This window comes from Nioella sp. MMSF_3534, from assembly GCF_030732985.1.
GTDB lineage: Bacteria > Pseudomonadota > Alphaproteobacteria > Rhodobacterales > Rhodobacteraceae > Nioella.
This window is the reverse complement of record NZ_JASHJX010000051.1, coordinates 1-25,425: the sequence shown is the minus strand read 5'-3', so window position 1 is coordinate 25,425 and position 25,425 is coordinate 1. Positions and strand designations below refer to the sequence as shown.

General features: G+C 63.8%; 29 protein-coding genes, 1 tRNA gene and 1 riboswitch. Of the genes, 2 read left to right on the top strand and 28 right to left on the bottom strand.

Annotation, left to right across the window (positions count from 1 at the left end):
• The 23 genes from RBB16_RS17705 to RBB16_RS17595 all read right to left on the bottom strand — a co-directional run.
• Positions 1-182 (bottom strand): hypothetical protein (locus tag RBB16_RS17705; RefSeq protein WP_306047407.1); only part of this gene is annotated, 182 nt, incomplete at its 3' end.
• Positions 183-336: 154 nt separating this feature from the next.
• A tRNA-Tyr gene (locus RBB16_RS17700) sits at positions 337-412 on the bottom strand.
• A 297-nt stretch (positions 413-709) separates the two neighbouring features.
• Complete coding sequence (gene trpB / locus RBB16_RS17695) at positions 710-1,942, bottom strand: tryptophan synthase subunit beta (protein ID WP_306047406.1); 1,233 nt, start codon at positions 1,940-1,942, stop codon at positions 710-712.
• Positions 1,943-2,109: 167 nt separating this feature from the next.
• Complete coding sequence (locus tag RBB16_RS17690; protein ID WP_306047405.1) at positions 2,110-2,340, bottom strand: N-(5'-phosphoribosyl)anthranilate isomerase; 231 nt, start codon at positions 2,338-2,340, stop codon at positions 2,110-2,112.
• 45 nt (positions 2,341-2,385) lie between these two features.
• Positions 2,386-2,721 carry a hypothetical protein gene (locus tag RBB16_RS17685; protein ID WP_306047404.1) on the bottom strand — a complete coding sequence of 112 codons (336 nt, stop codon included), beginning with the start codon at positions 2,719-2,721 and terminating at the stop codon, positions 2,386-2,388.
• Positions 2,721-3,362 carry a phosphoribosylanthranilate isomerase gene (locus tag RBB16_RS17680; protein ID WP_306047403.1) on the bottom strand — a complete coding sequence of 214 codons (642 nt, stop codon included), beginning with the start codon at positions 3,360-3,362 and terminating at the stop codon, positions 2,721-2,723. The genes RBB16_RS17685 and RBB16_RS17680 overlap by 1 nt, the downstream gene beginning before the upstream one ends.
• A gap of 9 nt (positions 3,363-3,371) precedes the next feature.
• Positions 3,372-3,716: a lipopolysaccharide assembly LapA domain-containing protein gene (locus RBB16_RS17675; protein ID WP_071691942.1), complete on the bottom strand. Its 345-nt coding sequence runs from the start codon at positions 3,714-3,716 to the stop codon at positions 3,372-3,374.
• 3 nt (positions 3,717-3,719) lie between these two features.
• Positions 3,720-4,010: an integration host factor subunit beta gene (gene ihfB, locus RBB16_RS17670; protein WP_306047402.1), complete on the bottom strand. Its 291-nt coding sequence runs from the start codon at positions 4,008-4,010 to the stop codon at positions 3,720-3,722.
• 255 nt (positions 4,011-4,265) lie between these two features.
• Positions 4,266-5,945 (bottom strand): 30S ribosomal protein S1, encoded by a 1,680-nt coding sequence (rpsA, locus tag RBB16_RS17665; RefSeq protein ID WP_071691944.1) that lies wholly within the window; start codon positions 5,943-5,945, stop codon positions 4,266-4,268.
• 213 nt (positions 5,946-6,158) lie between these two features.
• Positions 6,159-7,157: an aldo/keto reductase gene (locus RBB16_RS17660; RefSeq protein ID WP_306047401.1), complete on the bottom strand. Its 999-nt coding sequence runs from the start codon at positions 7,155-7,157 to the stop codon at positions 6,159-6,161.
• Positions 7,157-7,765, bottom strand: a complete 609-nt coding sequence (locus tag RBB16_RS17655) for a d(CMP) kinase (RefSeq protein WP_306047400.1) — start codon at positions 7,763-7,765, stop codon at positions 7,157-7,159. Before RBB16_RS17655 ends, RBB16_RS17660 begins: the two co-directional genes overlap by 1 nt.
• 41 nt (positions 7,766-7,806) lie before the next feature.
• A complete protein-coding gene (locus RBB16_RS17650; protein ID WP_306047399.1) occupies positions 7,807-8,211 on the bottom strand; it encodes a GFA family protein in 405 nt (134 codons plus the stop codon).
• Positions 8,208-8,609, bottom strand: coding sequence for a GFA family protein (locus tag RBB16_RS17645; protein ID WP_306047398.1), 402 nt, complete (start codon positions 8,607-8,609; stop codon positions 8,208-8,210). The genes RBB16_RS17650 and RBB16_RS17645 overlap by 4 nt, the downstream gene beginning before the upstream one ends.
• A 74-nt stretch (positions 8,610-8,683) precedes the next feature.
• Positions 8,684-10,036 carry a 3-phosphoshikimate 1-carboxyvinyltransferase gene (gene aroA, locus RBB16_RS17640; RefSeq protein ID WP_306047397.1) on the bottom strand — a complete coding sequence of 451 codons (1,353 nt, stop codon included), beginning with the start codon at positions 10,034-10,036 and terminating at the stop codon, positions 8,684-8,686.
• A gap of 234 nt (positions 10,037-10,270) precedes the next feature.
• Positions 10,271-10,984 (bottom strand): tRNA (guanosine(46)-N7)-methyltransferase TrmB, encoded by a 714-nt coding sequence (trmB, locus tag RBB16_RS17635; RefSeq protein WP_306047396.1) that lies wholly within the window; start codon positions 10,982-10,984, stop codon positions 10,271-10,273.
• A 56-nt stretch (positions 10,985-11,040) separates the two neighbouring features.
• A complete protein-coding gene (locus tag RBB16_RS17630; protein ID WP_306047395.1) occupies positions 11,041-11,511 on the bottom strand; it encodes an ABZJ_00895 family protein in 471 nt (156 codons plus the stop codon).
• A gap of 76 nt (positions 11,512-11,587) precedes the next feature.
• Positions 11,588-12,769: a methionine adenosyltransferase gene (gene metK, locus RBB16_RS17625; RefSeq protein ID WP_306047394.1), complete on the bottom strand. Its 1,182-nt coding sequence runs from the start codon at positions 12,767-12,769 to the stop codon at positions 11,588-11,590.
• Positions 12,770-12,775: 6 nt separating this feature from the next.
• A riboswitch (SAM-SAH riboswitch) is annotated at positions 12,776-12,826 on the bottom strand.
• 34 nt (positions 12,827-12,860) lie between these two features.
• On the bottom strand, positions 12,861-14,378 hold the full coding sequence (gene lnt / locus RBB16_RS17620; protein ID WP_306047393.1) for an apolipoprotein N-acyltransferase: 1,518 nt from the start codon (positions 14,376-14,378) through the stop codon (positions 12,861-12,863).
• Positions 14,375-15,262 (bottom strand): transporter associated domain-containing protein, encoded by an 888-nt coding sequence (locus RBB16_RS17615; protein WP_071691053.1) that lies wholly within the window; start codon positions 15,260-15,262, stop codon positions 14,375-14,377. Before RBB16_RS17615 ends, lnt begins: the two co-directional genes overlap by 4 nt.
• A 45-nt stretch (positions 15,263-15,307) precedes the next feature.
• On the bottom strand, positions 15,308-15,745 hold the full coding sequence (gene ybeY / locus RBB16_RS17610) for an rRNA maturation RNase YbeY (RefSeq protein WP_306047409.1): 438 nt from the start codon (positions 15,743-15,745) through the stop codon (positions 15,308-15,310).
• A 174-nt stretch (positions 15,746-15,919) separates the two neighbouring features.
• Positions 15,920-16,933, bottom strand: a complete 1,014-nt coding sequence (locus RBB16_RS17605; RefSeq protein WP_306047392.1) for a PhoH family protein — start codon at positions 16,931-16,933, stop codon at positions 15,920-15,922.
• Between the two features lie 171 nt (positions 16,934-17,104).
• The gene (locus tag RBB16_RS17600; RefSeq protein ID WP_071691057.1) at positions 17,105-17,470 is read right to left on the bottom strand and encodes a hypothetical protein; all 366 of its coding nucleotides are present in this window, start codon (positions 17,468-17,470) and stop codon (positions 17,105-17,107) included.
• A 5-nt stretch (positions 17,471-17,475) separates the two neighbouring features.
• On the bottom strand, positions 17,476-17,985 hold the full coding sequence (locus tag RBB16_RS17595; protein WP_306047408.1) for an OmpA family protein: 510 nt from the start codon (positions 17,983-17,985) through the stop codon (positions 17,476-17,478).
• Positions 17,986-18,498: 513 nt separating this feature from the next.
• Here RBB16_RS17595 and RBB16_RS17590 point away from each other — a divergent pair.
• On the top strand, positions 18,499-18,888 hold the full coding sequence (locus RBB16_RS17590; protein WP_306047391.1) for a hypothetical protein: 390 nt from the start codon (positions 18,499-18,501) through the stop codon (positions 18,886-18,888).
• A 37-nt stretch (positions 18,889-18,925) separates the two neighbouring features.
• Here RBB16_RS17590 and miaB read toward each other — a convergent pair whose 3' ends face one another.
• Positions 18,926-20,251 (bottom strand): tRNA (N6-isopentenyl adenosine(37)-C2)-methylthiotransferase MiaB, encoded by a 1,326-nt coding sequence (gene miaB / locus RBB16_RS17585; protein WP_306047390.1) that lies wholly within the window; start codon positions 20,249-20,251, stop codon positions 18,926-18,928.
• Between the two features lie 138 nt (positions 20,252-20,389).
• Between miaB and RBB16_RS17580 the strand changes: the two genes are divergently transcribed.
• Entirely contained in the window at positions 20,390-21,262 is an 873-nt protein-coding gene (locus RBB16_RS17580; RefSeq protein ID WP_306047389.1) for a hypothetical protein, read from the top strand.
• A gap of 365 nt (positions 21,263-21,627) precedes the next feature.
• Here RBB16_RS17580 and RBB16_RS17575 read toward each other — a convergent pair whose 3' ends face one another.
• The 4 genes from RBB16_RS17575 to RBB16_RS17560 form a co-directional block, all read right to left on the bottom strand.
• Entirely contained in the window at positions 21,628-22,086 is a 459-nt protein-coding gene (locus RBB16_RS17575) for an Hsp20 family protein (RefSeq protein WP_306047388.1), read from the bottom strand.
• A 130-nt stretch (positions 22,087-22,216) separates the two neighbouring features.
• Positions 22,217-23,050 carry a serine protease gene (locus RBB16_RS17570; protein WP_306047387.1) on the bottom strand — a complete coding sequence of 278 codons (834 nt, stop codon included), beginning with the start codon at positions 23,048-23,050 and terminating at the stop codon, positions 22,217-22,219.
• A 64-nt stretch (positions 23,051-23,114) separates the two neighbouring features.
• Positions 23,115-24,437 (bottom strand): glycolate oxidase subunit GlcF, encoded by a 1,323-nt coding sequence (gene glcF / locus RBB16_RS17565; RefSeq protein ID WP_306047386.1) that lies wholly within the window; start codon positions 24,435-24,437, stop codon positions 23,115-23,117.
• Positions 24,437-25,425, bottom strand: a 989-nt coding sequence (locus tag RBB16_RS17560) for an FAD-binding protein (protein ID WP_306047385.1), incomplete at its 5' end; no start/stop codon positions are given. The genes glcF and RBB16_RS17560, both read right to left, overlap by 1 nt.

Below are 25,425 nucleotides of genomic sequence, written 5' to 3'. Positions count from 1 at the left end.
ACGGGGGGGTGACCCGCGACAGGTGTGGGCGAAAGGCGGGATTGCCCCTCGCGGGAATGGGGTGGGGTCCAAGGCCGGTCCTGCCATGCCCCCGGGCGGAGAGAGGCGGAGCGGCAGGCCGCCGGTTGCGCGGGGTTCCCGTCATTGAAGACGAAACCTGGCAACAGCAGGCGGGTCTGCATCACGTCCCTCCCGGCCCGAGGCCAGGGCGAACGGCATCCGTCCCCTCTGGCACACCAGAGGATCAGGCCACCCCTCGCGAAGCGACCCCGGCCCCCTTTATGTCGAACCACTCACGTGGCTGGTTTAGCGAACCAGTGCCCTCATCCGGGCTTTTGGAGCGAAAAGCAGGAGTTGAACCTGCGCCACTCGGAGTTACAATCCGATGCTCTACCATCTGAGCTATTTTCGCGTGACGTTTGGATGTCACGTTGGCACCTGCCCCGGTTTCAGGCCCTGGCATACGGGGATCGGCAGCGCCGCCCGCACCGGAGGGGTGATCACCCCCTGCCGCTAGGGCCAGCCCGTCGGCTGGTGAGGGCGGGTGATAAGGGAACGCCCCCGAGTCGCTCAACATGTGATTTCGTGTAACAAACACACCGTTGCGGGTACGCAACAATATTGCGGACCTGCGCAACAAATGAAAAGGGCGCCCGCTTTGGAACGCCCTTTCGCAGAGGTCTGACCGGGGTCAGGCTTTCGAGATGTTTCAATCCGCTTCAGCCATCTCGAAGCCGAGATGTTTCGCCACCGTGAAGATATCCTTGTCGCCGCGCCCGCACATGTTCATGCAGATGATGTGGTCTTTCGGCAGCTCCGGCGCGATCTTGATCACATGGGCCAGCGCGTGGGACGGCTCCAGCGCCGGGATGATCCCCTCCTGCTCACAGCACAGCTGGAAGGCCGCGAGCGCCTCCTTGTCGGTGATCGAGACATATTTGGCGCGGCCGATTTCATGCAGCCAGCTGTGTTCCGGCCCGATACCGGGGTAATCGAGGCCAGCCGAGATCGAATAACCTTCCAGGATCTGCCCGTCATCGTCCTGCAACAGATAGGTGCGGTTGCCATGCAGAACGCCGGGACGCCCGCCGGTCAGAGAGGCGCAGTGTTCCATGTCGGCGTTCACGCCCTTGCCGCCTGCCTCCACGCCGATGATTTCAACAGATTTGTCATCGAGGAAGGGGAAGAACAGGCCCATGGCGTTCGATCCGCCACCGATCGCGGCGATGATCGTATCGGGCAGACGGCCCTCGGCCTCCTGCATCTGGGCCTTGGCTTCCTTGCCGATGATCTGCTGGAAATCGCGGACCATGGCGGGGTACGGGTGCGGACCGGCCACGGTGCCGATGCAGTAGAACGTATCGCGCACATTGGTCACCCAATCGCGCAGGGCATCGTTCATGGCGTCCTTGAGCGTGCCGCGACCCGAGGTCACCGGCACCACTTCGGCCCCAAGCAGGCGCATGCGGAAGACGTTGGGTTTCTGCCGCTCCACATCATGCGCGCCCATGTAGACCACGCATTTCAACCCGAACTTGGCGCAGACCGTGGCGGTGGCCACCCCGTGCTGCCCGGCGCCGGTTTCGGCGATGATCCGGGTTTTGCCCATGCGGCGGGCCAGGATGATCTGGCCAAGCACGTTGTTGATCTTATGCGCGCCGGTGTGGTTGAGCTCGTCACGCTTCATGTAGATCTTGGCCCCGCCCAGATGCTCGGTCAGGCGGCTGGCGAAATAGAGCGGGCTGGGGCGACCGACATAATGCGTCCAGAGATCGTTCATCTCGGCCCAGAAGCTGTCATCGGTCTTGGCGTGTTCGTATTGCTTCTCCAGTTCGAGGATCAGCGGCATCAGCGTTTCCGACACGAAACGCCCGCCGAAATCGCCGAAGCGACCGTTTTCGTCGGGGCCGGTCATGAAGGAGTTGATCAGGTCTTCGGCCATGGCGGTCATCCTAGCTGAGGTGTCTGACCTGTCCTATTCGAGCGAAAGGGCGGGGACAAGAGCGGGCGGGTAAAAGGCGTTTCGAAACGCCTTGGAACACGCGGTTTCGAAACCGCGTTTGAAGCCGCTTCGAAGCGGCTTGATCCAAGGGCCTTCGAAGGCCCTTTTCACCGCACCCGCCTGATCGGGGCACCATTGCAGAACACGACGAAGTGGCGCCCATTCTCCACCGCCTGGAAGCCTTTCCGCTCCAGCGCGCGGGCGAAGGCCTGACGCCCCACCAGCCGTTCCACATCGCGGATCTGGCGTTTTACGACACCTCCGCGCTGCGCCTCTTTCGAGGAAAAGATCTGATCGAGCCACAAGTCAGGGGTCAGGTATTCAGGAAGTTCAGCCATGCCAGGCAGCCTAGCCCTGCGTGGTTAAGACGGGGTAAACGGCTCCTACCGGCAAAGCAGCCGTTCAAACACAGCGACACAGCTGCGTGGCTCGAAGAACGGGGACCGGGTAGCCACCGTCGCAAACAGATAGCGGTTCTCATAATCGAAAGAGATCACCCCCTCGAGCAGCCGGGCACAGTTTGCAGGCGTCACCTGGCAGGCGGCAAGGGCCGTCTGCGCCGCGCCATTATCGGCCGATATGATCGAGCCATCGGCGATTTCGGCGGCAACCATGTCACGGTAAAGCTCACGCACCTCTTCCACCGAAGGGCGGGTCGCATAGGCAGCGCCTGCGGCGGCGATCAGGCCATAGATGACCAGTTTTCCAAGGAACCCCATCAGTCCTCCAGTGGCTGCGCAAAGCGTTTCATCAACCCGGCATCCTTCAACCCCGGTGCGCTTTCGACGCCAGACGACACATCGACCTGTTTTGCCCCCGTCAGGCGCACGGCCTCGGCCACATTGTCCGGCGTCAGCCCGCCCGCCAGCATCCAGGGACGGGTCCAGTATTTCCGATCCGCCAGAAGGCGCCAGTCGAAGGCCAACCCGTTTCCGCCCGGCAGATCGGCCCCCTTCGGCGGTTTCGCGTCGATCAGCACCTGGTCGGCAACCGTCGAATAGACGTCAATCGCCACCAGATCGCTGGCCTCTGCCACCCCTATCGCCTTCATCACCGGCAACCCGTAGCGCGCCTTGACCTCGGCCACCCGCTCGGGGCTCTCGCGCCCGTGAAGCTGCAACATGTCCAGCGGCACGCGGGCGGTGATGGCATCGAGCGTGGCGTTATCCGCATTCACCGTCAGCAAGACCTTGGCCAATCCGGGAGGCACCTCGACGGCAAGGGCTGCCATCGGGTCGATCTCCAGATGCCGGGGCGATTTGGCGAAATGCACGAAGCCCACATAGCGCGCGCCCGCTGCATGAGCGGCGGTGACATCCTCGGGCCGGGTCAGCCCGCAGAACTTGACGGCAATGGCCATGGGCGCGCGTCAGTCTTCCAGAAGGGCGAGAACCTCGTCCTTGCCCCGGTTTGCCTCACCCCGCAGGTTCTGCACCTCGCGGGCCAGCTGATCGCGCTCCTTACGCTGCGCCTTGGCCTCGGCCCGCTGCTTGTGCTCGCGGAACCATTCCCAGACGAAGCCGATCAGCAATCCGGCCAGAATGCCCCCGAGAATCACCAGAAACAGCGGCAGGGTGATCGCGTAGTTCCAGTTCACCCATTCCGCCAGATTATGAGGCAGCACGGTCAGCGTCACCGGCTCGACATTGGCGAGCGAAACCAGCACCAGCGCCACGCCGATGACAGCCAAAAACAGGTACTTGATGTATTTCACCGTTCAGGAACCTTCCAAGCCGTTCAACCTGTCGCGCAACAGCTTGCCGGCCTTGAAGAAGGGAACGTGTTTCTCTTCCACCTGGACACTTTCACCGGTGCGCGGATTTCGTCCAATCCTCGCATCCCGCTTCTTCACGGAAAACGCGCCGAAACCGCGCAGTTCCACGCGGTCGCCACGCGACAGTGCCCCGATGATCTCTTCGAAAATTGCACTGACGATCATCTCGACCTCACGCAGGGTGAGCGACGGATTTTCGTCAGCCAGCTTTTGGATCAGTTCCGAACGTATCATCCAAACCCCCTGGCCGCGGTTTCCTGATACCGGACTATAAGCGTAAAGAAGCCTTGGGGGAATTGAAAAGCCGTTGAAAATCCGGGGGAATTCGGCGGAACTTCGGGGCAACGCGCAGCATATTGCCCAAGTTTCGCGGTCATCTGCCGATCATCCCCTTTCCCAACGGGCCACCCTTGGGCCTGATTCGGGGCACCAGAACAGAAAAAGGGCCCCGCGTTTCCGCGAGGCCCGATGACTTGGCTTTCACCGGAATCAGTCGTCGTTGCCCTTGAGCGCTGCGCCAAGGATATCGCCGAGCGATGCACCGGAATCGGAAGACCCGTACTGTTCCACGGCTTCCTTCTCTTCCGCGATTTCGCGGGCCTTGATCGACAGACCCAGACGACGGGACCGGCCATCCACATTGGTGACGCGGACGTCGATCTTGTCGCCGATCTGGAAGCGCTCGGGGCGCTGTTCGGCACGGTCGCGGCTGAGGTCGGAGCGGCGGATGAAGGACTTCATGCCTTCGTATTCCACTTCGATCCCGCCATCTTCGATCGCGGTGACGGCCACGGTGATGATCGAGCCACGCTTCACACCATCGACGGCATCGGCGAAGGGGTCGCCTTCAACGGCCTTGATGGACAGCGAAATGCGTTCCTTGTCGGTGTCGACTTCGGAAACCACGGCCTGAACGACATCGCCCTTGCGGTAGTTGCCGATCACGTCTTCGCCGCGGCCTTCCCAGGTCAGGTCGGAGAGGTGAACCATGCCGTCGATGTCGTTGTCGAGACCCACGAACAGACCGAACTCGGTGATGTTCTTGACTTCGCCTTCGACAACGGTGCCGACCGGGTACTGCTCTTCGAACACTTCCCAGGGGTTGCGCATGGTCTGCTTGAGACCGAGCGAAACACGGCGCTTGGCGGTGTCGATTTCCAGAACCATGACTTCGACTTCCTGAGAGGTCGAAACGATCTTGCCGGGATGAACGTTCTTCTTGGTCCAGGACATTTCGGACACGTGAACCAGACCTTCGACGCCGGGCTCCAGCTCCACGAACGCACCGTAATCGGTGATGTTGGTGACGCGGCCGGTATGGGTCGATTCCAGCGGGTACTTGCCTTCGACCAGGTTCCACGGATCTTCCTGCAGCTGCTTCATGCCCAGGCTGATACGGTGGGTGTCCTTGTTGACCTTGATGACCTGAACCTTGACGGTTTCGCCAATGGACAGAACCTCTTTGGGGTCGTTCACACGGCGCCATGCCATGTCGGTGACATGGAGCAGGCCGTCAACGCCACCCAGGTCGACGAAGGCGCCGTACTCGGTGATGTTCTTGACGACACCGTCCACCACGTCGCCTTCAGACAGCTTGCCGATGACCTCGGCGCGCTGCTCGGCGCGGGATTCTTCGAGGATCGCGCGGCGCGAGACAACGATGTTGCCACGGCGACGGTCCATTTTCAGGATCTGGAACGGCTGCTTGAGGTTCATCAGCGGGCCGGCGTCGCGCACGGGGCGCACGTCAACCTGGGACCCGGGCAGGAAGGCCACGGCGCCGCCGAGGTCGACAGTGAAGCCGCCCTTGACGCGGCCGAAGATGGCGCCTTCGACGCGCTCTTCGTCTGCATATGCTTTTTCCAGACGATCCCAGGCGGCCTCGCGGCGGGCCATTTCACGGCTGATGACAGCCTCGCCACGGGCGTTCTCGACCGTGCGCAGGAAGACCTCGACCTCATCGCCGACAGCGATTTCGGGGGCTTCGCCGGGATTTGCGAATTCTTTCAGATCAACGCGGCCTTCCATCTTGTAGCCGACGTCGATGATGGCCTGGCCCGCTTCAATCGCGATCACCTTGCCTTTGACAACAGACCCTTCTTCGGGCGTGTCGATTTCGAAGCTTTCGTTAAGGAGGGCTTCGAATTCCTCCATGGTTGCGTTAGCCATGTGGCGTCATTTTCCTTTAGTGGTGTTACTGGCCGCGCGGTTGTCTCCGCCGGTCTTTGAGGTTGGTCTTACGGTCATTTCTCAAACGAATGAGGGCCGGGGAATGACCCGACCCTGCCCGTATGAGACGTTGACCGCCTGCTTGACGGGCGCTCTATAGCCACTGGAGGGGGAAAGAGCAAGCCCGAAGCGCCTGTAAATCAAGGGCCGGGATCAGCAGAAGCGCTCTGGTCCGATCCATTGTACGTCCGAATAGCGGTCTCCATGCGCCCAACCGGCGGGCAGCACCTTTTCAACCGCTGCCAGCTCCTCTTCCGTCAGCACCCGATTGGCGCCTTCCACCATCTCGCGGAAATGCGCGACCGAGCGCGTGCCCGGAATCGGCAGCACATGGTCGCCCTGCGCCAGAAGCCAGGCGATGGCCAGACCCGACGCAGCCAGGCCCATGTCAGCGGCCAGGGCCCGGAACCCGTCCGTTGCGGCCAGATTCGCGGCATAGGTTTCCGGCGTGAAGCGCGGGTTCGTGGCCAGAAAGGGCTGCGCCTGAACGGCATCCCAGCTTAGTGGATTATCCGTCAGATACGACCGACCGACAGGTGAGAAAGCCACCATCGTCGCGCCGATCCGGTCGCACATCTGCACCAGCCCCAGTTCGGGCGACCGGGTGGACAGCGAGTATTCCGACTGCACCGCCGCAATCGGATGCACAGCATGGGCACGCGCGACAGAAACCGGAGAGACCTCTGACAAGCCAATGGCCTTCGCCTTGCCCTTCTTCACCATGGACCCGAGCGCCTCGGCGGTTTCCTCGATGGGAATGCCCTTGTCCCGGCGATGTGCATAGAAGAGGTCGACCGCCTCGACGCCAAGCCGCTTCAGGCTCGCGTCCAGCTCCGCCTCCAGATGCTCCGGATCGTTGCGGAAGATGCGGTTTCCGTCCGCGTCCCGCGTGATCGTGGCCTTGGTGGCAATATGGAAATGGTCGCGTGCCTCGGGCCGTGCCCTCAGGTAATCACCGATCACCCGTTCCGACCGCCCCATCCCATAGACATTGGCGGAATCGAGGTGCGTCACGCCTGCTTCCATCGCCTCATCAAGAATGGCGAAGGAGTTCTCGTCCGTCGTGGCCCCGTAGAAATCGGAAAAGGACATCGCGCCATAGCCAAGGCAGGACACCATGGGGCCGGACTGGCCGATCTTGATCTGTTTCATCAGGGCATCCTTTGGGAAATTGCCGCGATGGCCGCCACGAATGCCTGCTCGATGTTCATGTCAGATGTGTCGATCATCACCGCATCCTCGGCGGGCTTCAGCGGGGCCGTCGCCCGCGCGCTGTCGCGTGCATCTCGTTCGCGCAATTCGGCCAGCACCTCGTCAAAACCGATCTCGCGCCCATTCGCCACCAATTCCTTGTGCCGCCGCGCCGCGCGGGTTTCATCCGACGCGGTGATATAAAGCTTCGCCTCCGCCTCGGGGCAGATCACCGTGCCGATATCGCGCCCGTCCAGAACCGCGCCGCCCAAGCGCCGGGAAAAGGCGCGCTGGAAATCCAGCAGCGCCGCGCGCACCTCGGGGATCGCGGCGACTTTGCTGGCCGCCTGCGCCGCCTCGGCCCCGCGCAGGTCGGGATGGTCCAGATCCTCGGCGCGCAAGGCCTCTGCCGCCGAAACCGGGTCCTCGCCATCCAGCATCCGCTGGCCTACGGCGCGATAGAGCAACCCGGTATCCAGATAGGCAAAGCCGAAATGATCCGCCACCGCCCGCGCGATGGTCCCCTTGCCCGCCGCTGCGGGTCCGTCGATTGCTACTGTAAATGCCATGGCCTAGGGCTAGCCCCGCCCGCGCCCCGGCGCAAGTCCGATCAGCCGACAACCCGCGTGGTCAGCGCCGGGTCATATCCGGCGGACCGGGGCAGATCCTCGGGGAGATCGTAGTAATCTCCCTTGTCCGCGCAGAAGATATGGCCTGCGATCTTCAACCCCGTCGGCCCGTCAATCGCGCCCGCGAAGATCGACAGGTTCTCGCCCTCGCCGTCCCAGAAGAGATTGCTGCCGCATGTCCCGCAGAACCCGCGCCGCGCTGTGTCGGAGGACTGGAACCACGTCACCTCGCCCGTCACCGCGATCTGGTCCCGATGCGCGGATGTCGCCGCGACATGGTGGCCGGAGCTTTTGCGACACTGCGTGCAATGGCAGGCGATCACGGGCCGCATCGGGCCGGTAACCACAAAGCCAACCGCACCGCACAGGCAAGAGCCGCTGGTCATGGTGCCATCTCCTCGCTCGACCGGCCCTGCGCATAACAGGGCACGCCATCATCGCAGCGGTAATAGTCGCCCTTGTCGGCATAGAAGATATGCGCGTCGATGCTCAGCCCGGTGGGATTGTCCATGGTTCCGGCAGAGACATAGGCCAGCCCGTCGAACTCCTCCCAGATCATGTAGCTGCCGCAGGTGCCGCAGAAGCCGCGCCGCGCCTTGCCGGGGGTGGAGTCGTACCAGCTCAGCTCGCCCTCAAGCGCAAGGTCTTCCCATTTCACCGGGGTCGCGGCGCTGAAATGGCCCGTGGACTTCCGGCATTGGGTGCAATGACAGGGGGTGACGGGGCCAAGCGGCACCTCGATGCGATAGTGGATCGCCCCGCACAGGCAGCTTCCGGTGATCATATACGTCCCTTCCGGCGGTTTCAGGGCAAGGACAGCACGGCCCCTGCCCCGATGTCACGCCGGAAAGCGACGTTTCACGCGCCGGTTCGTTCCAGCGACGCGCCGAGCGATGCCATCAACGGCTCGAAGATCGGGAAGCTGGTGACGATGGGGCTGGCGTCATCCACCCGCACCGGGCTTTGCGTGGACATACCGAGGCAGAGGAAGGACATGGCAATGCGGTGGTCGAGATGGCTTTCGGTCAGCCCGCCGCCCGGCACATTGCCCGCGCCCTTGCCGGTGACGATCCACCAGTCTGGGCCGTCCTCGACCTCGACGCCATTGGCGCGCAGCCCGGTGGCCATCGCGTCGATCCGGTCACTTTCCTTGACCCGCAGTTCCTTCACACCGCGCATGATTGTCTGGCCGGTGGCATTGGCCGCGACCACGGAGAGGATCGGGTATTCGTCGATCATGCTGGCGGCCCGCTCGGGCGGCACCTCGATACCTGACATATCGGGCGAGTATTTCGCGCGCAGGTCGGCCACCGGTTCCCCCCCCTCCTCGCGCATGTTTTCAAAGGTCAGGTCCGCACCCATCTCCTGCAAGGTGTAGAACAGCCCGGCGCGGGTGGGGTTGAGGCCGATATTGGGCACCAGCACATCCGACCCCGGCACGATGAGCGCCGCGCAGACCGGAAAGGCCGCCGAGGACGGGTCACGCGGGACGGTGATGGTCTGGGGTTTCAGTTCCGGCTGGCCGGTCAGCGTGATGACCCGGCCTTCATCGGTATCCTCCACCGTGATCTCGGCCCCGAACCCCGCCAGCATCCGTTCGGTGTGATCGCGGGTGGCTTCCTTCTCGATCACCACGGTCTGGCCGGGGGCGTTCAGACCCGCCAGCAGCACGGCGGATTTCACCTGGGCGCTTGGCACCGGCACCGTGTAGCGCACCGGAACCGGCTCTGCCGCACCCACCAGCGTCATCGGCAGCCGTCCGCCGTCACGCCCGACCGACTGGCACCCGAAGAGCGCCAGCGGGTCCGTGACCCGCGCCATGGGACGCTTGTTGAGGCTCGCGTCGCCGGTAAAGGTCACGGTGATCGGGCAGGTCGCCATCGACCCCATGATCAGGCGCACACCGGTGCCCGAGTTGCCGCAATCGATGACAGTGTCGGGTTCCGCAAAGCCGCCGACACCCACGCCATGGACGCGCCATTCGCCCTCGCCCAACCGTTCCACATCCGCGCCAAAAGCCTTCATCGCCTTGGCGGTGTCGAGCACGTCCTGACCTTCCAGAAGGCCGGTAATCCGGGTCTCGCCCACGGCCATGGCCCCAAGGATCAGGCTACGGTGAGAGATCGACTTGTCGCCGGGCACATCGGCAGTGCCGGACAGCGGCCCCGAGGGGTGCGAGGTCATGGGAACGGGGCTGCCGTGGCCGGACATGGGCGCGTCTCCTGCAATGGGTTCGGGCCGGGTGATAGCGCCTGACAGGGGAGGCGTCCACTCCCCTCTTTGCACGCTGTCGCTGATGGGTCCGGGACCGTTTCGCCGCCTTCGGCGTCGATCCGGGAACGGGCATGCTCACACCCCCTGCGGGGGCATTCGCCCGCCCGTGGGGGGCTCTGCCCCCGCCGCTTCGCGGACTCCCCCGAGGTATTTTTGCCAAGCTGAAAGGGATCAGCGCTTGCGGAAGGTCAGGTAGTGCGGTGTTCGGCCTTCGCGCAGCGCCTTTTGTTCATAGCGGGTCGAGATCCAGTCGCCCCAGGGTGTGCGCCAGTCATCCGGCCCCTCTGCCAGCCAGTCGAACCCGTGGCGCGGCACCTGTTCCAGCGTCTGGCGCACATAGTCGGGAATATCCGTCGCCACCCGGAAGATCGCGCCGGGTTTCAGCACGCGGGCCAGCGGTTCCAGATGTTCGGGTGTTACGAAGCGGCGGCGGTGGTGGCGCTTTTTCGGCCAGGGGTCGGGGTAGAGCAGGAAGGCGCGCGAGATGCTCGCCTCGGGCAGAACGTCGAACATGTCGCGCACATCGCCGGGATGAACGCGCAGATTGCAGACGCCTGCCGCGCGGATCTTGCCGAGCAACATGGCGACGCCGTTGATGAAGGGTTCACAGCCGATGATACCCACGTCGGGGTTCTGCGCGGCCTGATGCACCATGTGCTCGCCACCGCCGAAGCCCACCTCGAGCCACACGTCGCGCCCACCGAAAAGTGTGTTCAGATCGAGCGGCACCCGGTCCGGGTTCGCGTCCCAGTCGACCGCGCCCGGTGAGAGACCGGCCAGATCCTCCTCCAGATAGGTTTCCTGACTGTCGCGCAGGGTCTTGCCCTTGCGGCGGCCATAGAAATTGCGCCACGGGGCCTTGGGGTGCTTGGTCTGGTCGCTCACGCTTTTGCCTCGATTGCCGGATCAGCCGCGGGACATAGCGGCAAAGCGCCGGGGGCTCAACCGCCCCGTGCGCGGCGTTCGCGGGCTTCGATGCCACTGAAGGCCGACCAGATGAACAGCCGGAAGATCGGCACCTGCATGAACAGCCCCACGGCAATCAACACGCCGATCATCTGTCCCTGTTCCTGGGGCAGGATACCCGGCACCCGCCAGCCGATCACATATAGCGCGATGGCAATGGCCATATGAACCAGCATCGCCAGCGCCGCCCAGACCAGGGCAAACTTCCAGGCTGTGCCGCCGCTTGCCCGTCCGCCCTCGTTGTCCAGATAGCTTTGAGCGAACCACTGGAAGGGTACGATCATCGCCCCGATGGCCCCGCCGATCATGGCACCACGCAGGATCGCCCCGTCAAGGCGAAGCCCTGCGACCTGCACCAGAAGGTAAAAAATGATCGCGATCGTTGCTGCAAAGATCGCGTAGTGCTTGATGAAATTCAGCGTATAGGGATGTGTGGCGCTGCCCATCCTGTAAACTCCCAGAAAAAGAAAACGACGCCCGTTCCGGGGCGTCGCCATTCCTTAGCACAAGTCGCGCGGCCTGTTAAACGGCGGCTTTCAGGGCGTCGACCAGGTCGGTCGCTTCCCAGGAAAACCCGCCATCGGCCTCGGGCGCGCGCCCGAAATGGCCATAGGCCGCCGTGCGCTGGAAGATCGGCTTGTTCAGCCCCAGATGGGTGCGGATGCCGCGCGGGGTCAGGTCCATGCATTGCGCCACGGCCTTCTCGATGGCCGATTCATGCACTTTGCCGGTGCCATGGGTATCCGCGTAGATCGACAGCGGCTTGGCCACGCCGATGGCATAAGACAGCTGCAACGTACAGCGATCGGCCAGACCGGCAGCGACGATGTTCTTGGCGAGGTAGCGCGCCGCATAGGCGGCGGACCGGTCCACCTTGGTCGGGTCCTTGCCGGAAAACGCGCCGCCGCCATGGGGGGCCGCGCCGCCATAGGTGTCGACGATGATCTTGCGCCCGGTCAGGCCCGCATCGCCATCGGGGCCGCCGATGACGAACTTGCCGGTGGGGTTCACATGCCATTCGGTTGCGGCGGTCAGCCAGCCCGCGGGCAGGGTTTCGCGGATGTAAGGCTCCACGATGGCGCGCACGTCATCCGAGCTGAGACTTTCATCCAGATGCTGGGTGGACAACACGATGGACGTGACCTCGACCGGCTTGCCTTCCTCGTAGCGCACGGAAAGCTGCGACTTGGCGTCGGGGCCAAGGGCCGGTTCCTGCCCCGATTTGCGCACCTCGGCCAGACGCCGCAGGATCGCGTGGGAATACTGGATCGGCGCTGGCATCAGATCGGGCGTTTCATTGGTGGCGAAGCCGAACATGATGCCCTGATCGCCCGCACCTTCGTCCTTGTCCGCCGCCGCATCGACGCCCTGTGCAATATGGGCGGATTGTTCGTGCAGCAGGTTGGTGATCTCCACCGTCTTCCAGTGGAACTTGTCCTGCTCGTAGCCGATGTCGCGAATGCAGTCGCGGGCGATCTCGTCGATGCGCCCCATGTACTCTGTCAGCTTGGACTGATCCGACAGGCCAACCTCGCCGCCGATCACGACGCGATTTGTGGTGGCGAAGGTTTCACAGGCGACCCGCGCCTCTGGCTCTTGGGCGATGAATGCGTCGAGAACCGCATCGGAAATGCGGTCGCAGACCTTGTCGGGGTGCCCTTCCGAAACGGATTCGGAAGTGAAAATGTAGTTGTTGCGCGACATGGGAAGTGCTCCGTTACCTGTTATCGCCACCACGCCAGGAAGCCGTTGTGGGGCGGTTATGCAAGCGCCTTACGCGCTTTGCGTGGCGGGATCAATGGCGCTGTCGCCGTTTCGCCAGCATCACGCCGCAAGACAAGCCAAGCAGCAACACCCAGATGGGCCAGTCCCCGGTTCGGGCGTACACCGTGGCAGGCAGCGGCGGCGGCATCCGCAGGTCGAGCGCGCCATGTTCGCCCAAAGGAAGCGCCGCCAGAACCTGCCCGCGCGCGTCGATCACCGCAGAGACACCGGTATTGGCCGCCCGGAGCAACGGCAGACCCTGTTCCGCCGCGCGCAGCTGCGCCAGCTCCAGATGCTGGAAGGGACCGGAGAACTCTCCGAACCACGCGTCATTGGTGATTTGCAGCAACCAGTCGGGGCGGTCGACCTGCCGGATATAGCCGGGGAAAATCGTCTCGTAGCAGATCATCGGAAAAGCCTGCCCAAGCGGGCCCAGATCCAGCAGAGCCGGGCCGTCACCGGGGGTATAGCCGGCGCCTGCGACCTCGGCCAGCCCGCGCAATCCCATGGCACGGGCCATTCCGGTCAGCGGGATATACTCGCCGAAGGGCACGAGGTGATGCTTGTCATAGGTGGCCGCCAACCCGCCGTCCCCGTCCAGCAGAAACAGCGAATTGCGCACCATTCCGTCCTGCAATCTCTGCCCGCCCACGATCACCCGCGCCGCGCCCGAGGCCTGTCCGATTGCCTCGCGCCAAGGCTCGGAATTGCGCAGCAACGCAGGCAACGAGGTTTCCGGCCAGATCACCAGATCGGGCGGCGCATCGAGCTGCGGATCGGCGGCGGTCAGTTCCAGCGAACGGCGGAAGAAGACCGGGATCATCTCGGGCAGCCATTTCAGATGCTGCGGGGCATTGGGCTGGATCAGGCGGATCACGGCAGCGTTTTCATCGGCCGGAGGTGCAGGGGGGATCATCATGCCAAGCCCCAATACCCCCGCAACCGCGACACCGGGAAGCGCCACACGCACCGGTCGTGACCAGATCGCCGCCGCAACCCCCGCCGCCAGCAACAGGGTCAGCAAGGTCAATCCGTGCGGCCCAACCCAGGCCGCAAGCCCCATCAGTGGGCTGCCGATCCAGATATGTCCGGGATGCGCCCAGGGAAAACCGGTGAGGATCGAGGCGCGGAGAATTTCGGACGCGCTAAGCGCCAAGGACCAGGCCAGGGCACGCAGCCCCCCCGGTTGCGTGACGCGGACCGCCACCGCCGCAGCCGCCCCCCAGAACAGGGCCAGACCGGCGGACATCAGGATCAGGGCGAAGGGCGCCATCCAGCCATGCCGCCAGGGGTCGACGAAAAAGGGTTCGACAATCCAGTGCAGGGACACGGCGAAATAGCCCGTTCCGCCTGCAAGGCCCGTCCAGAATGCCGACCGCGCTGCGCCAACAGGCATCAGGGTCAGGGCAAGCCCGGCAAAGCCGATCAGGGACAAGAACGGCAGATCGAAGGGCGCAAGCCCGGTTGCAGCCAGCCCCCCCGCGACAATGGCAAGCCCGAACCGCTGGCGCGCAGCACGGCCGGACAGCCAGCGGGCAATCCCTGTCACCCGCCATGCCCCTTGGGAAGACGAATTCGCAAACGCTTGATCCGGCGCGGGTCGGCATCGACGATCTCGATCTCGGGACCTGCCGGATGGGGAATGACCTCGCCACGGGCCGGCACACGCCCTGACAGGACAAACACCAACCCGCCAAGCGTGTCGATCTCCTCGTCGTCAAGCCCTTCGGTCAGATCGACGCCAACCGCCTCCTCGAACTCGTCCAGCGGTGCCTTGGCCCTGACAAGCCAGCAGCCGGGGGCTTCTTCCGACCAGAGCTTGTCTTCCTCGACATCATGTTCGTCCTCGATCTCACCGATAACCTGTTCGATCAGGTCCTCCAGTGTCACCAGACCGTCCACACCGCCATATTCGTCGATCACAAGGGCCATGTGAATCCGCTCGGTCTGCATCTTTTGCAGCATCACTCCAATGGGCATGGATGGCGGTGCATAGAGCAGCGGTCGAAGCATCGAACCGAGGTCAATGACCTTGCCACCGCCATTGAACCCGTAGGTCAGGGCCAGGTCCTTGAGATGAACCAGCCCGATCGGCGTGTCGAGCGTACCCTCATAGACCGGCAGACGGGTATACCCGCTGTCGCGGAACACTTTGACAAGATCGGCAAGCGCGATATCGACCGGTACCGCGGTGATTTCCGCACGTGGAACCGCCACGTCATCCAGTCGCATCCGGCGCAGATTGTACACCGAGATCGCCGCATGCGCCGCAGACCCGGCGGCGTGCGCGGGTTGCCCGTTCGTTTCAATGGGTTCGGGGGATTGGGTGTTGCCAAAGAGCCGGGCCAGAAGGCCGGGTCTCTGGTCTGAACTGTCGTCCGTCTCCTGCGCGCCTTGCGCTGCGCTAGAGGAGGACTCGGGGGAGTCGTTCATGGATCCTTTCCAAGGACAATTGCCGGGCCTGAAAACCCGTTGGCCCTAATATGGGTCAGGGATGCCCATGGTTGCAAGGATACGCGTCTCGATTGCCTCCATATGGGCGGCATCGGGGTCTTTTATGTGATCAAAACCCAACAGATGCAGGGTCGCGTGGACCAGCAGGTGGCTGACATGGTCCGAAAAGGGCTTTCTCTGGTCCTCGGCTTCGCGCGCACAGGTCTCAAAGGCGATGGCGATGTCGCCCAGTTCAACGGGTGGGCCGTCAGGGTCAGGATCGGGCAGCTCCGGGCTGGCCCCGATGGGCAGGTCGATATCCTCAGACGGCCAGGATAGGACATTGGTGGCAGTTGGCTTGGCGCGGAAATCGCCGTTCAATTCGGCAATCCGCGCATCATCGCAGGCCAGGATCGCGATTTCGAAACGCCCTGAATCAAGGCCAAGCTCTGCCAGAGCAGCAGTACAGGCCTGTTGTGCCATGACGTCCAGATTCACCGCCTCCCATTCCGGGGCCTCGATGATCACATCCACCAGAGCGGCCCCGGTCACAGCGCGCACCGAACAGAAGAATTTTCCAGAAAATTCTTCCAACTCCCAAAAATCTTCAGGAAGATTTTTGCAGCCCTCGAAAAATCTTGCATGAAGATTTTTCCCTCATCCGCGTTCCGCCGGATTATCGGCGTCATAGGCTTCGATGATCTTCGCAACCATCGGGTGACGCACCACATCCTTGGCGGTGAAGTAGTTGAAGCTGATGCCTTTGACGTCTGCGAGAATGCGCTCCGCCTCCCGCAATCCGCTGGTCACGCCGCGCGGCAGGTCGACCTGGCTGCGGTCGCCGGTGATCACCATGCGGCTGCCCTGCCCCAGACGGGTCAGGAACATCTTCATCTGCATCGACGTGGCGTTCTGCGCCTCATCGAGCACCACATAGGCATTCGACAGAGTCCGCCCGCGCATGAAGGCCAGCGGAGCGATCTCGATCCGCTTTTCCTCGATCAGCTTGGCCAGTTGCTTGCCCGGCAGGAAGTCGTTCAGCGCATCGTAAAGCGGCTGCATGTAAGGATCGACCTTGTCCTTCATGTCGCCGGGCAGATAGCCGAGCTTCTCGCCCGCCTCCACCGCCGGGCGGCTCAGGATGATGCGGTCCACATGGCCGTTGATCATCTGGTTCACCGCAACGGCCACGGCCAGATAGGTCTTGCCGGTGCCTGCCGGGCCGATGCCAAAGGCCAGCTCATGCCCATAGAGCGCGCGCACATAATCCTGCTGCGCCTTGGTGCGCGGTTCGACCGTTTTCTTGCGGGTCTTGATTTCCAGGTCGCCGGTCTGGAACATCTCCATCTGGTCGCCGTCGCGGGCGCCTGTGTCTTCCCCGGAATTGCCGAGCCGGACCACCGCGTCAATATCGCCGGGGTCGATCGACCGGCCCGACTCGGCGCGTTGATAGAGCGATTGTAGCGCCTGAGCGGCCTCGTCCCGCGCGCCGCCATGGACGGCCAGCGCATTCCCGCGCCGAACGATCTGCACATCCATCAGATGTTCGATCTGCGCGAGATTGCGGTCAAACTCGCCGCAAAGCTCTATCAAAAGTCTGTTTTCAGGGAATTCCAGAACGCGTTCCAGAGAGGCGTCTTCGGGTGGCGGAGGCAGCGTGGTGGTCGCCAATGGGGTCTCCCGCGTCGAGGTTGTGGGTCCAGTGTGGCAACAGAGCCGGGCCAACGCAACCACTTGTGTCCCATTCCCCTCAATTTCCCCATATCGTGATGAAATGGCGGGCAGAACGAGATCAGGCGGCACCAATCCGGCACCGCCCTGACCATTGCTTTCAAAGATCGGTCAGCGCCGGTTCGGCACCCAGTCACGGATCCCGGCAGCCCCGGCACCGGAATCGCCCACGATAGAACCCGGAGGAGCGATCGGGGTGCAGACCGGCAGGCCTGTCACCGGATCACGGCGCGCATCGATATAGCCTTCCAGCCCGTCATCGACGATCCAGTGGTGGCACCCATCCGGGTCCACCCAGATCCCGGCTTCCAGTTGGGTCAGGCTGCCGGCGTCGCGGCCGCGGTCCTGGGCAATGGCGCGCACGGGGGCAGGGTCATTGGTGGGTGATACGCCCTCGATCGACTCGACGCACCCGGCAAGAACCAGGGCCGAAGCCAGCAGGGCGATTGGTTTCATCGGCTTCAAAACACTCGTCATCTCGGTCACCTGTAACACACGATTTCAACACGGCGGTTCTGCTGCATGTTCGCAGCGCTGGTGTTCGGCACCCTTGGGCGCCGTTCGCCATAGCCGATTTCGCGGGCCACGCGTGCCCCGACCGAGCGGGCCACGGCAGCGACCGACGCGGCGCGACGCTGCGACAGGCCCATGTTGTATTCATCCGACGCGCGGCTGTCGGTATGGCCGTAGATCGCGTAGGCAAAGGCCCCGGCGGAGGAGAAGAACTGTTCCAGATGCGCCCGGCCTGCCGAAGTCAGCCGAGAGCTGTCCGTGGCGAAAAGCGTATCGGTATTGGCCACCGCGCAGGTGTTCATTTCCATGCAGATCGGCATGCCGTTTTCGGGGTTCACCCGGCCGGTCATGTACCCCTCGACCCCGCCATCGGCGACCCAATGCATACATCCATCGGGATCGATCCAGATGCCCGGCTCAATGCTGCCGGTCACACCGCCGCCGCTTTGGGCGAGGGCCGCACCGGGCAGCACCAGCATCGACGAAAGAGCCGCCGCAGCAGCCAGAATAACGGATCTCAAACCAGGATTTAAAACGCGCATCACCGCGACACCCCCTTGTTACTTTTACACATCCCCGCAGCGTGGCAGCGCATACCGGGGAAAAGCCCATTTATTTGTAACAGTTTATCAGCCCGCCCGGGTTTGGGAAGTCCGAAATTTGCCTGTTGGCCGCCCGAACATCGGAAACGTGACCGAATCATCACCCCGGATGCGGGTTGGGTCAATCTGGCAAAATCAGGGCGAAAATGGGTTAACGATGCGGAAAAGAGGCTGCGCTGTTGCGCTCCTGAAAACAGTCTTGCCGAATGTGGGGCACCGTTTCGACGTTTACCCGGTTTTCTCCGGCCTTCTTCACAGACCTTAACGTTTCGTTAAACTCCGCCGCATGAGTGGGAACGGGTGGCCGAACGAGAGCGTCCAGATCCATTTCCCGGCCGAGCAGTGTGTTGGTTCCGCCCGTCAAAGGGCATGTAAAAAGGATTGGGGGAAATGAAAGCTTCACGCAAATCCCTTGCGGCTGTTGCCGCTTTTCTGCTGTCATCGGCGCCTTTGTCGGCCGATGGCTATCACGAACATGGCCACGGCCATTGGCATGGCAATGATGGCCATTCGCATTCGAACGTTCAGGTACAGCAGGTCACGGTCACCATCAGCTGTTTCCGCGGCCCGTGGCAGGACGTGATCTGGGACCGGCCCGAACCGGTCTTTGTCGATAGCCTTGTTGCCGCTGGCTATACCTTCCCCGAGGCGCATGCGATCTCGGAACGGGTCTGCCGCGATATCGACGGGGTGGACGACCCCGGCCACAGCCGGGCGGTGCTGGCGCAGATCTTCCGCGATACGCCGCCGCACAGCTCGCACCGGCATATGCAGAACTGATCGGGCAACGGGTGGCGGGGCAAAGCGCCCTGCCGCCTTACCCGGCGATCAACTCGCCCTTCAGCGAATTCGGACCGCTTTCCACGATTGTCACGCGCGCGATCTGGCCCATAAGGTGCTCGGGTGCCTGAACATGCACGGCATGCAGGTAGTCCGACTTGCCGACCAGCTGACCCTCCAGCCGCCCCGCCTTCTCGAACAGGACGGAAACCTCGCGCCCGACCATGCTGTCCTGCGCGGCGCGTTGCTGTTCGGTCAGCAGGGCCTGAAGACGCTGCAAACGATCATCGGCGACCGACGCCTCGACCGGCGCTTTCTCGGCGGCGGGCGTGCCGGGACGGGCGGAATACTTGAAGGAATAGGCCTGCCCGTATCCCACGGTCCGCACCAGATCCATCGTGGCCTCGAAATCCTCCTCGGTCTCACCGGGGAAACCGACGATGAAATCGCCTGACAGCAGCAGATCGGGCCGCGCCGCGCGGATGCGTTCTATCAGCGCCACATACTCCGCCGCCGTGTGCTTGCGGTTCATCGCCTTCAGAATGCGGTCAGACCCCGATTGCACCGGCAGATGCAGATAGGGCATCAGCTTGGCGCAATCGCCATGGGCGGCAATGAGATCGTCTTCCATGTCATTGGGATGGGAGGTGGTGAAGCGGATGCGGTCCAACCCGTCGATCCTGGCCATTTCCCGGATCAACCGCGCCAGCCCCCATTCACCATCCGGGCCTTCCCCATGATAGGCGTTCACGTTCTGACCCAGAAGGGTGATCTCGCGCACCCCGCGCTCCACCAGTTCCCCGGCCTCGCGCAACAGGCGCTCCGCCGGGCGGCTCACCTCGGCCCCGCGCGTGTAGGGCACCACGCAGAACGCGCAGAACTTGTCGCAACCCTCCTGCACGGTCAGGAACGCCGTTGGCCCACGCTTGGGCTTGCGTGCCTTGGGCAGGTGCAGGAACTTGTCCTCTTCCGGGAAATCGGTGTCGAGCGCCTTCTCGCCGCCTTCCACCGCGCGGGCCATGGCGGGCAGCCGGTGATAGGTCTGCGGGCCGACGACCAGATCGACCATCGGCTGGCGGCGCATGATCTCTTCGCCCTCGGCCTGCGCCACGCAGCCCGCCACGCCGATCTTGAGGTCGGGATTGGCCTCGCGCAGGGGCTTCATCCGGCCAAGCTCGGAATACACCTTTTCAGCGGCCTTTTCGCGGATGTGGCAGGTGTTCAGCAGGATCATGTCCGCCTCTTCCGCCGTGCCCACCTGCACATAGCCTTCCGACCCGAGCGCCTCTGCCATCCGTTCGGAATCGTAGACGTTCATCTGGCAGCCATAGGTCTTGACGAACAGCTTCTTGGGCGCGGACATGGGGCGGGCTCCTGTCGGGTTTCAGGCCGCGTGTAGCGCAAGCGCCGCGCTGCTTCAATGCGGGTGGCGAGAGGCGTTTGCAAAATCGCAACCCCGAGGGCAGAGTATGCGCGGGCAGCAAGAACCGGAAACCGGCAGATGAACCATCCGTCCCTCGACCACTTCAGAAGCCAAGCGACGCGGACCCCTCTTGGCAAGGGGCCTTTCGCCATGGTCATTGCAGAGGATGCGACCGAGCTTGCCTCGACACTCGATCACCTGACGCATCTGGGGTTTCGCCGCATTTTCCTGCTGCTGCCAAAGGATGTGGACCTGCCCGATTCCCTCGCCGATCCCGACATCATCGACACGATCCGGCATCCCACTCGCCAGCCGGGCACCGTGCAGGCCGCCGTCAACACCCTGATCAGGCTGGTGCCGGGGGAATGGATTCACTACTGTTTCAACGCCGAATACCTGTTCTTCCCCTTCTGCGAACAGCGCCGCGTGGGCGAGGCTTTGGCCTTCGTGACAGAGGAGCGGCGCAATTCGGTTCTGGGCTATGTGGTCGACCTCTATGCCGAGGATCTGACCCACTGCCCAAATGCGGTGTCGCTGGAAAGCGCCCATCTGGACAGTTCCGGCTACTACGCCGAAACCCGCCGCAACGCCGATGACGATGTGCTGGACCGCCAGCTCAATTTCTACGGGGGTCTGCGCTGGCGGTTCGAGGAACATGTGCCCGAAGCCAAGCGCCGCATCGACCGGCCAGCGCTGTTCCAGGCGGTCGAGGGGCTGACCCTGCGCGAGGACAACACGCTGTCCATCGAGGAAATGAACACCTATTCCTGCCCCTGGCACCATTCCATGTCCGCCGCGATCTGTTCCTTCCGGGTGGCCAAGGCCCTGCGCAGCAACCCCGGATCGCGCCATGACGTGGACAGTTTCCGCTGGCACAAGTCTACGCGGTTCTACTGGTCGTCGCGGCAGTTGATGGAACTGGGCCTGATGGAACCGGGACAGTGGTTCTGACCGGCACAGCGATAGGCCCTGCCCGGCTAACCCGATCTTAACCCCGATCTGCCACTCTGACCGCCGGTTAACCGATTCTCTCGCGTGACCCGGTCAGCCGCCCAACCCGAAGACCACCTGACGAAGGTGCAGGCAAGGACGGCCCAAGGCTCGCCAGACCAATTCCCTCACGCGCCCCTGCAACGGGCGGCGCCGCTCACTTTATGTCCGTCCTTACAGGCAGCACACAGGACATCCCCGAGACAGTGCCGAAACGCCCTCCCCCGCCCGCAAAAAACACGCGCAGCGGCCCTTTCCTGTGATCCCATAAAAAAGCGCGGCCCCGAGGGACCGCGCAAAGTTCAACGAAGGGATTGCCTGACAGGTCAGGCGGTCTCAGCCTCCAGCGCCGGAACCCCGGCGTCAGAGGTGATCTCGATGCGGCGCGGTTTCAGCGCCTCGGGCACTTCGCGCACAAGGTCGATATGCAGCATGCCGTTTTCATGGGTCGCGGCGGTGACCTTGACGTGATCGGCCAGCGTAAAGCGTTTCTCGAAGGCGCGGGTGGCGATGCCGCGATGCAGGTAGGTGCGCGCGGTCTCGTCCTTTTCCTTGCGGGCCGACACGACAAGCGCATTCTCACGCTGCTCGACGCTCAGCTCCTCGCCGGTAAAGCCCGCAACGGCGACAGAGATGCGATAGGCATTCTCGCCCGTCTTCTCGATATTGTAGGGCGGATAGGTATTGGAGCCGACATCCTGCGTCATTACGCGGTCGAGCATGTCCGCAACGCGGTCAAAGCCGACAGAGGCACGGAAAAGCGGCGAAAAATCCTGGGTTCTCATATGGGTCATCCTCTTCTCTTGAGCGATACCTGGTTTTGTGGACGGTCTGATAAGACCCGTCCGGGTGACACATCCGGCCCCTGTTGCGGGCACCGGACACATTACGATCTGGGATGCGATCCGCCGCGCTTCAAGGGGTCACGCGGATGAAACGCGCGCCCAGTTCATCCTGGCCGTTATTGCCCATGGTCAGGGTGCGCAGACGCGGGGCCTCGCGCGCGAACACGTCATCGGTGCGGTCCATCAGGTCCAGCAGCGGCGCCAGCCCGCCCTGCAGATCCGCCGCCAGAGCAACAGGATCGTCGCGCCAATGCGCCATCGCCGACACGACCGACACAACGCCGGGATGTCCGCCGGTCGACACGAAGACCGGCGACCCGGACGAGCCGGGCACCACATGGCAGCTCAGCACCTGCATCCGGCCATCGCCGGTTTCCACCGCACAGCCGTTTTCCAGTGACGCATGATCCTCTCGATCCCGCCCGTAGGACACGACCTGCACCAGGTCGCCCTCTGTCGCCCGCCCGCGCGCCGGGATCGGCACCACCTGATTGGAGGGGATCGCCCGGTCCAGTTCCAGCAGCGCGATATCGGTGCGCACCCGGTCCAGATCGTCGGGCAGATCGAAGGCGTAGCCGGGATGCATCACCACCCGACGCACCCCGCGCAGCGCCACAGGTTGGCCATTGCGCAACCCGGCGCCAAAGCGGAACCCGGCCTGGGGCAGCGGCTGTCCCGTGGAGGCATCAAACAGGCAATGCGCCGCCGTCAGCACCAGATCGGCGGCAATCAGCGTGCCGGTGCAGAACCCCGTTCCGGTGTCGAACCGGCCCACGGCCAGCCATTGCCGGTCCAGCCCGTCGCCCGTCACCTCCTGCAAGGGCGGCCCGTCCGGCGCGATGGTCGGCAGGCTCTGCGCGGTGGCCGCGCAGGTCATCAGCAGAAAGGCCAGAATGGCGCGCATCGGCAAATCCCCGGTGAATGATCCGGCGCAGGATGCCACCCGACTGGGGCAGAATTTTGACCCCTCAGCGTAGGATCGGCACCGGTATTTCGCGCTTGCCCTCCGCATCCAGCGCCGGCGGGCGCGGCCCTCCCGTGGCCCAATCGAGCAGCTCGACCGTATGGACAATCGGCACCTCGGTGCCCGATCCGATCTGCATCATGCAGCCGATATTGCCCGCCGCGATGATATCGGGGGATTTCGCCTCCAGCGTGCGGATTTTACGGTCCTTCAGCTTGCCCGAAATCTCTGGCTGCAACAGGTTGTAGGTGCCCGCCGAACCGCAGCACAGATGCGGGTCCGCAGGCTCCACCACCTTGTAGCCCGCCCGCTTCAGCAGGTCCTTGGGGAAGGTCTTGATCTGCTGGCCATGCTGCAGCGAACAGGCCGCGTGATAGGCCACGGTCAGGCCCTTGTCGGCCCCCTCGGGCAGGTCGAGCTGCATCAGCAGTTCCGAGACATCCATCGCGATCCCCGCCACCGCCGCCGCGTCCTTTGCCAGCGGATCGTTGCGGAACATATGCCCGTAATCCTTGACCGTCGTGCCACAACCGCTCGTGTTGATCACGATGGCGTCGAGCCCCGCGCCCGCCATCTCGGCCCGCCACGCGCGGATGTTCTTCGCCGCCGAGGCATGGCTCTCGCTTTCCTTGCCCATGTGATGGGTCAGAGCCCCGCAGCAGCCCTGCCCTTGCGGGATCACCACCTCGCAGCCCAAGCGACGCAAAAGCCGGATGGTCGCGTCGTTGATATCGGTATTCAGCGCCTTCTGCGCGCACCCCGTCATCAGCGCCACCCGCTTTTTCCGTTCGCCAATCGCGGCAAACACCTGCGGATCGTCATTGCGGCTGACCGGCGGGATCTGCTTCGGCGCCATCGCCAGCATCGCCTTCAGCCGCGCATCGGGCATCAGGAACGCAAAGGGCCGTCCGATCTTGGCACCAAGCAGCGCCAGCCGGAAGCGCCCGGGGTATGGGATGATCTTCGCCAGCGTCCAGCGCAGCAGCCGGTCCATCAGGGGCCGCTTGTAGGTTGCCTCGATATGCGCCCGCGCGTGGTCGACCAGATGCATGTAGTGCACACCCGACGGGCAGGTCGTCATGCAGGCCAGGCAGGACAGGCAGCGGTCGATATGCTTGACGGTCTTCTCATCCGCAGGCCGCCCGCTTTCGAGCATATCTTTTATAAGATAGATCCGCCCCCGCGGGCTATCCAGCTCATCGCCCAGAACCTGATAGGTCGGGCAGGTCGCGGTGCAAAACCCGCAATGCACGCAGGCGCGCAGGATCTCGTTCGACCGGGCGATCCCGGGGTCCTGCAACTGGTCTTCGGTGAAAAACGTCTGCATCAGCCCATGATCCCCGGATTGAGAATACCCTTCGGGTCGAACTGGCGGCGCAACCCTTGGGTCAAGGCCGCCACCGGCGCGGGTTCAGGCTGAAACACCGGCAGGCGCGCCCGCGTCTCCTCGCTGGCCCGGATCAGCGTCGCATGGCCCGTGAACGTGCCCAACGCAGCCCGCAGGTCCATGCCGTCGGGCACCAGTGCCCAGATCAGCCCGCCGCCCCAGTCGAACAGCACATCCCCCCCGGCGCGCGCCGCGATCCCGGGCCCGTCCGAGGGCTTCACCGACACCCGCCAGACATCGCCCGCGCGCCCGTGAAACGGCTCCACATCGCGCACCCAGCGCCAGCCCGCCTGCACCCGGTCCGGGTCCGTCTCGACCGAAATATCCCCGTACCCGGCCAGCAGCTCCCGCAGCCTGCCCGCCCGATAGGCGACACTGTCGGCAAAGCCTTCCAGCCGCAGCATCGTCACCGGATGCCCGTCCACCCCCGCAGGCGTATGCGCCGCGCCCGAGACCTCGAAGGGCGAGCCAAGCGCCCTCGACATCGCCGCCACCGCATCCGAATTGGACAAGCCATTGATCAGCACGCAGGCCCGCGTCTCCACCCCCGGCAGCACCTTGAACGCCACCTCGCTCAGCACCCCGAGCGTCCCGTAGCTGCCCGCCATCAGCTTCACCAGGTCATAGCCGGTGACATTCTTCATCACCCGCCCGCCGTTCTTCACCACCGTCCCGCGCCCGTCGACGAAGCGCACGCCAATCAGCGAATCCCGGCACGCCCCCGCCTGGATGCGCCTTGGCCCCGACACGTTCGCCGCGACCACACCCCCAATGGTCGGCTCGCCGGTTGTCCCCAGCACCCCGCGCATGTCCATCGGCTCGAACGGCAGCCGCTGGTTTTCCGCCGCCAAGGCCGCCTCGACCTCTGCCAGCGGCGTGCCGGCCTTCGCCACGATGGTCAGCGCACCGGGTTCATAAAGCTCGATCC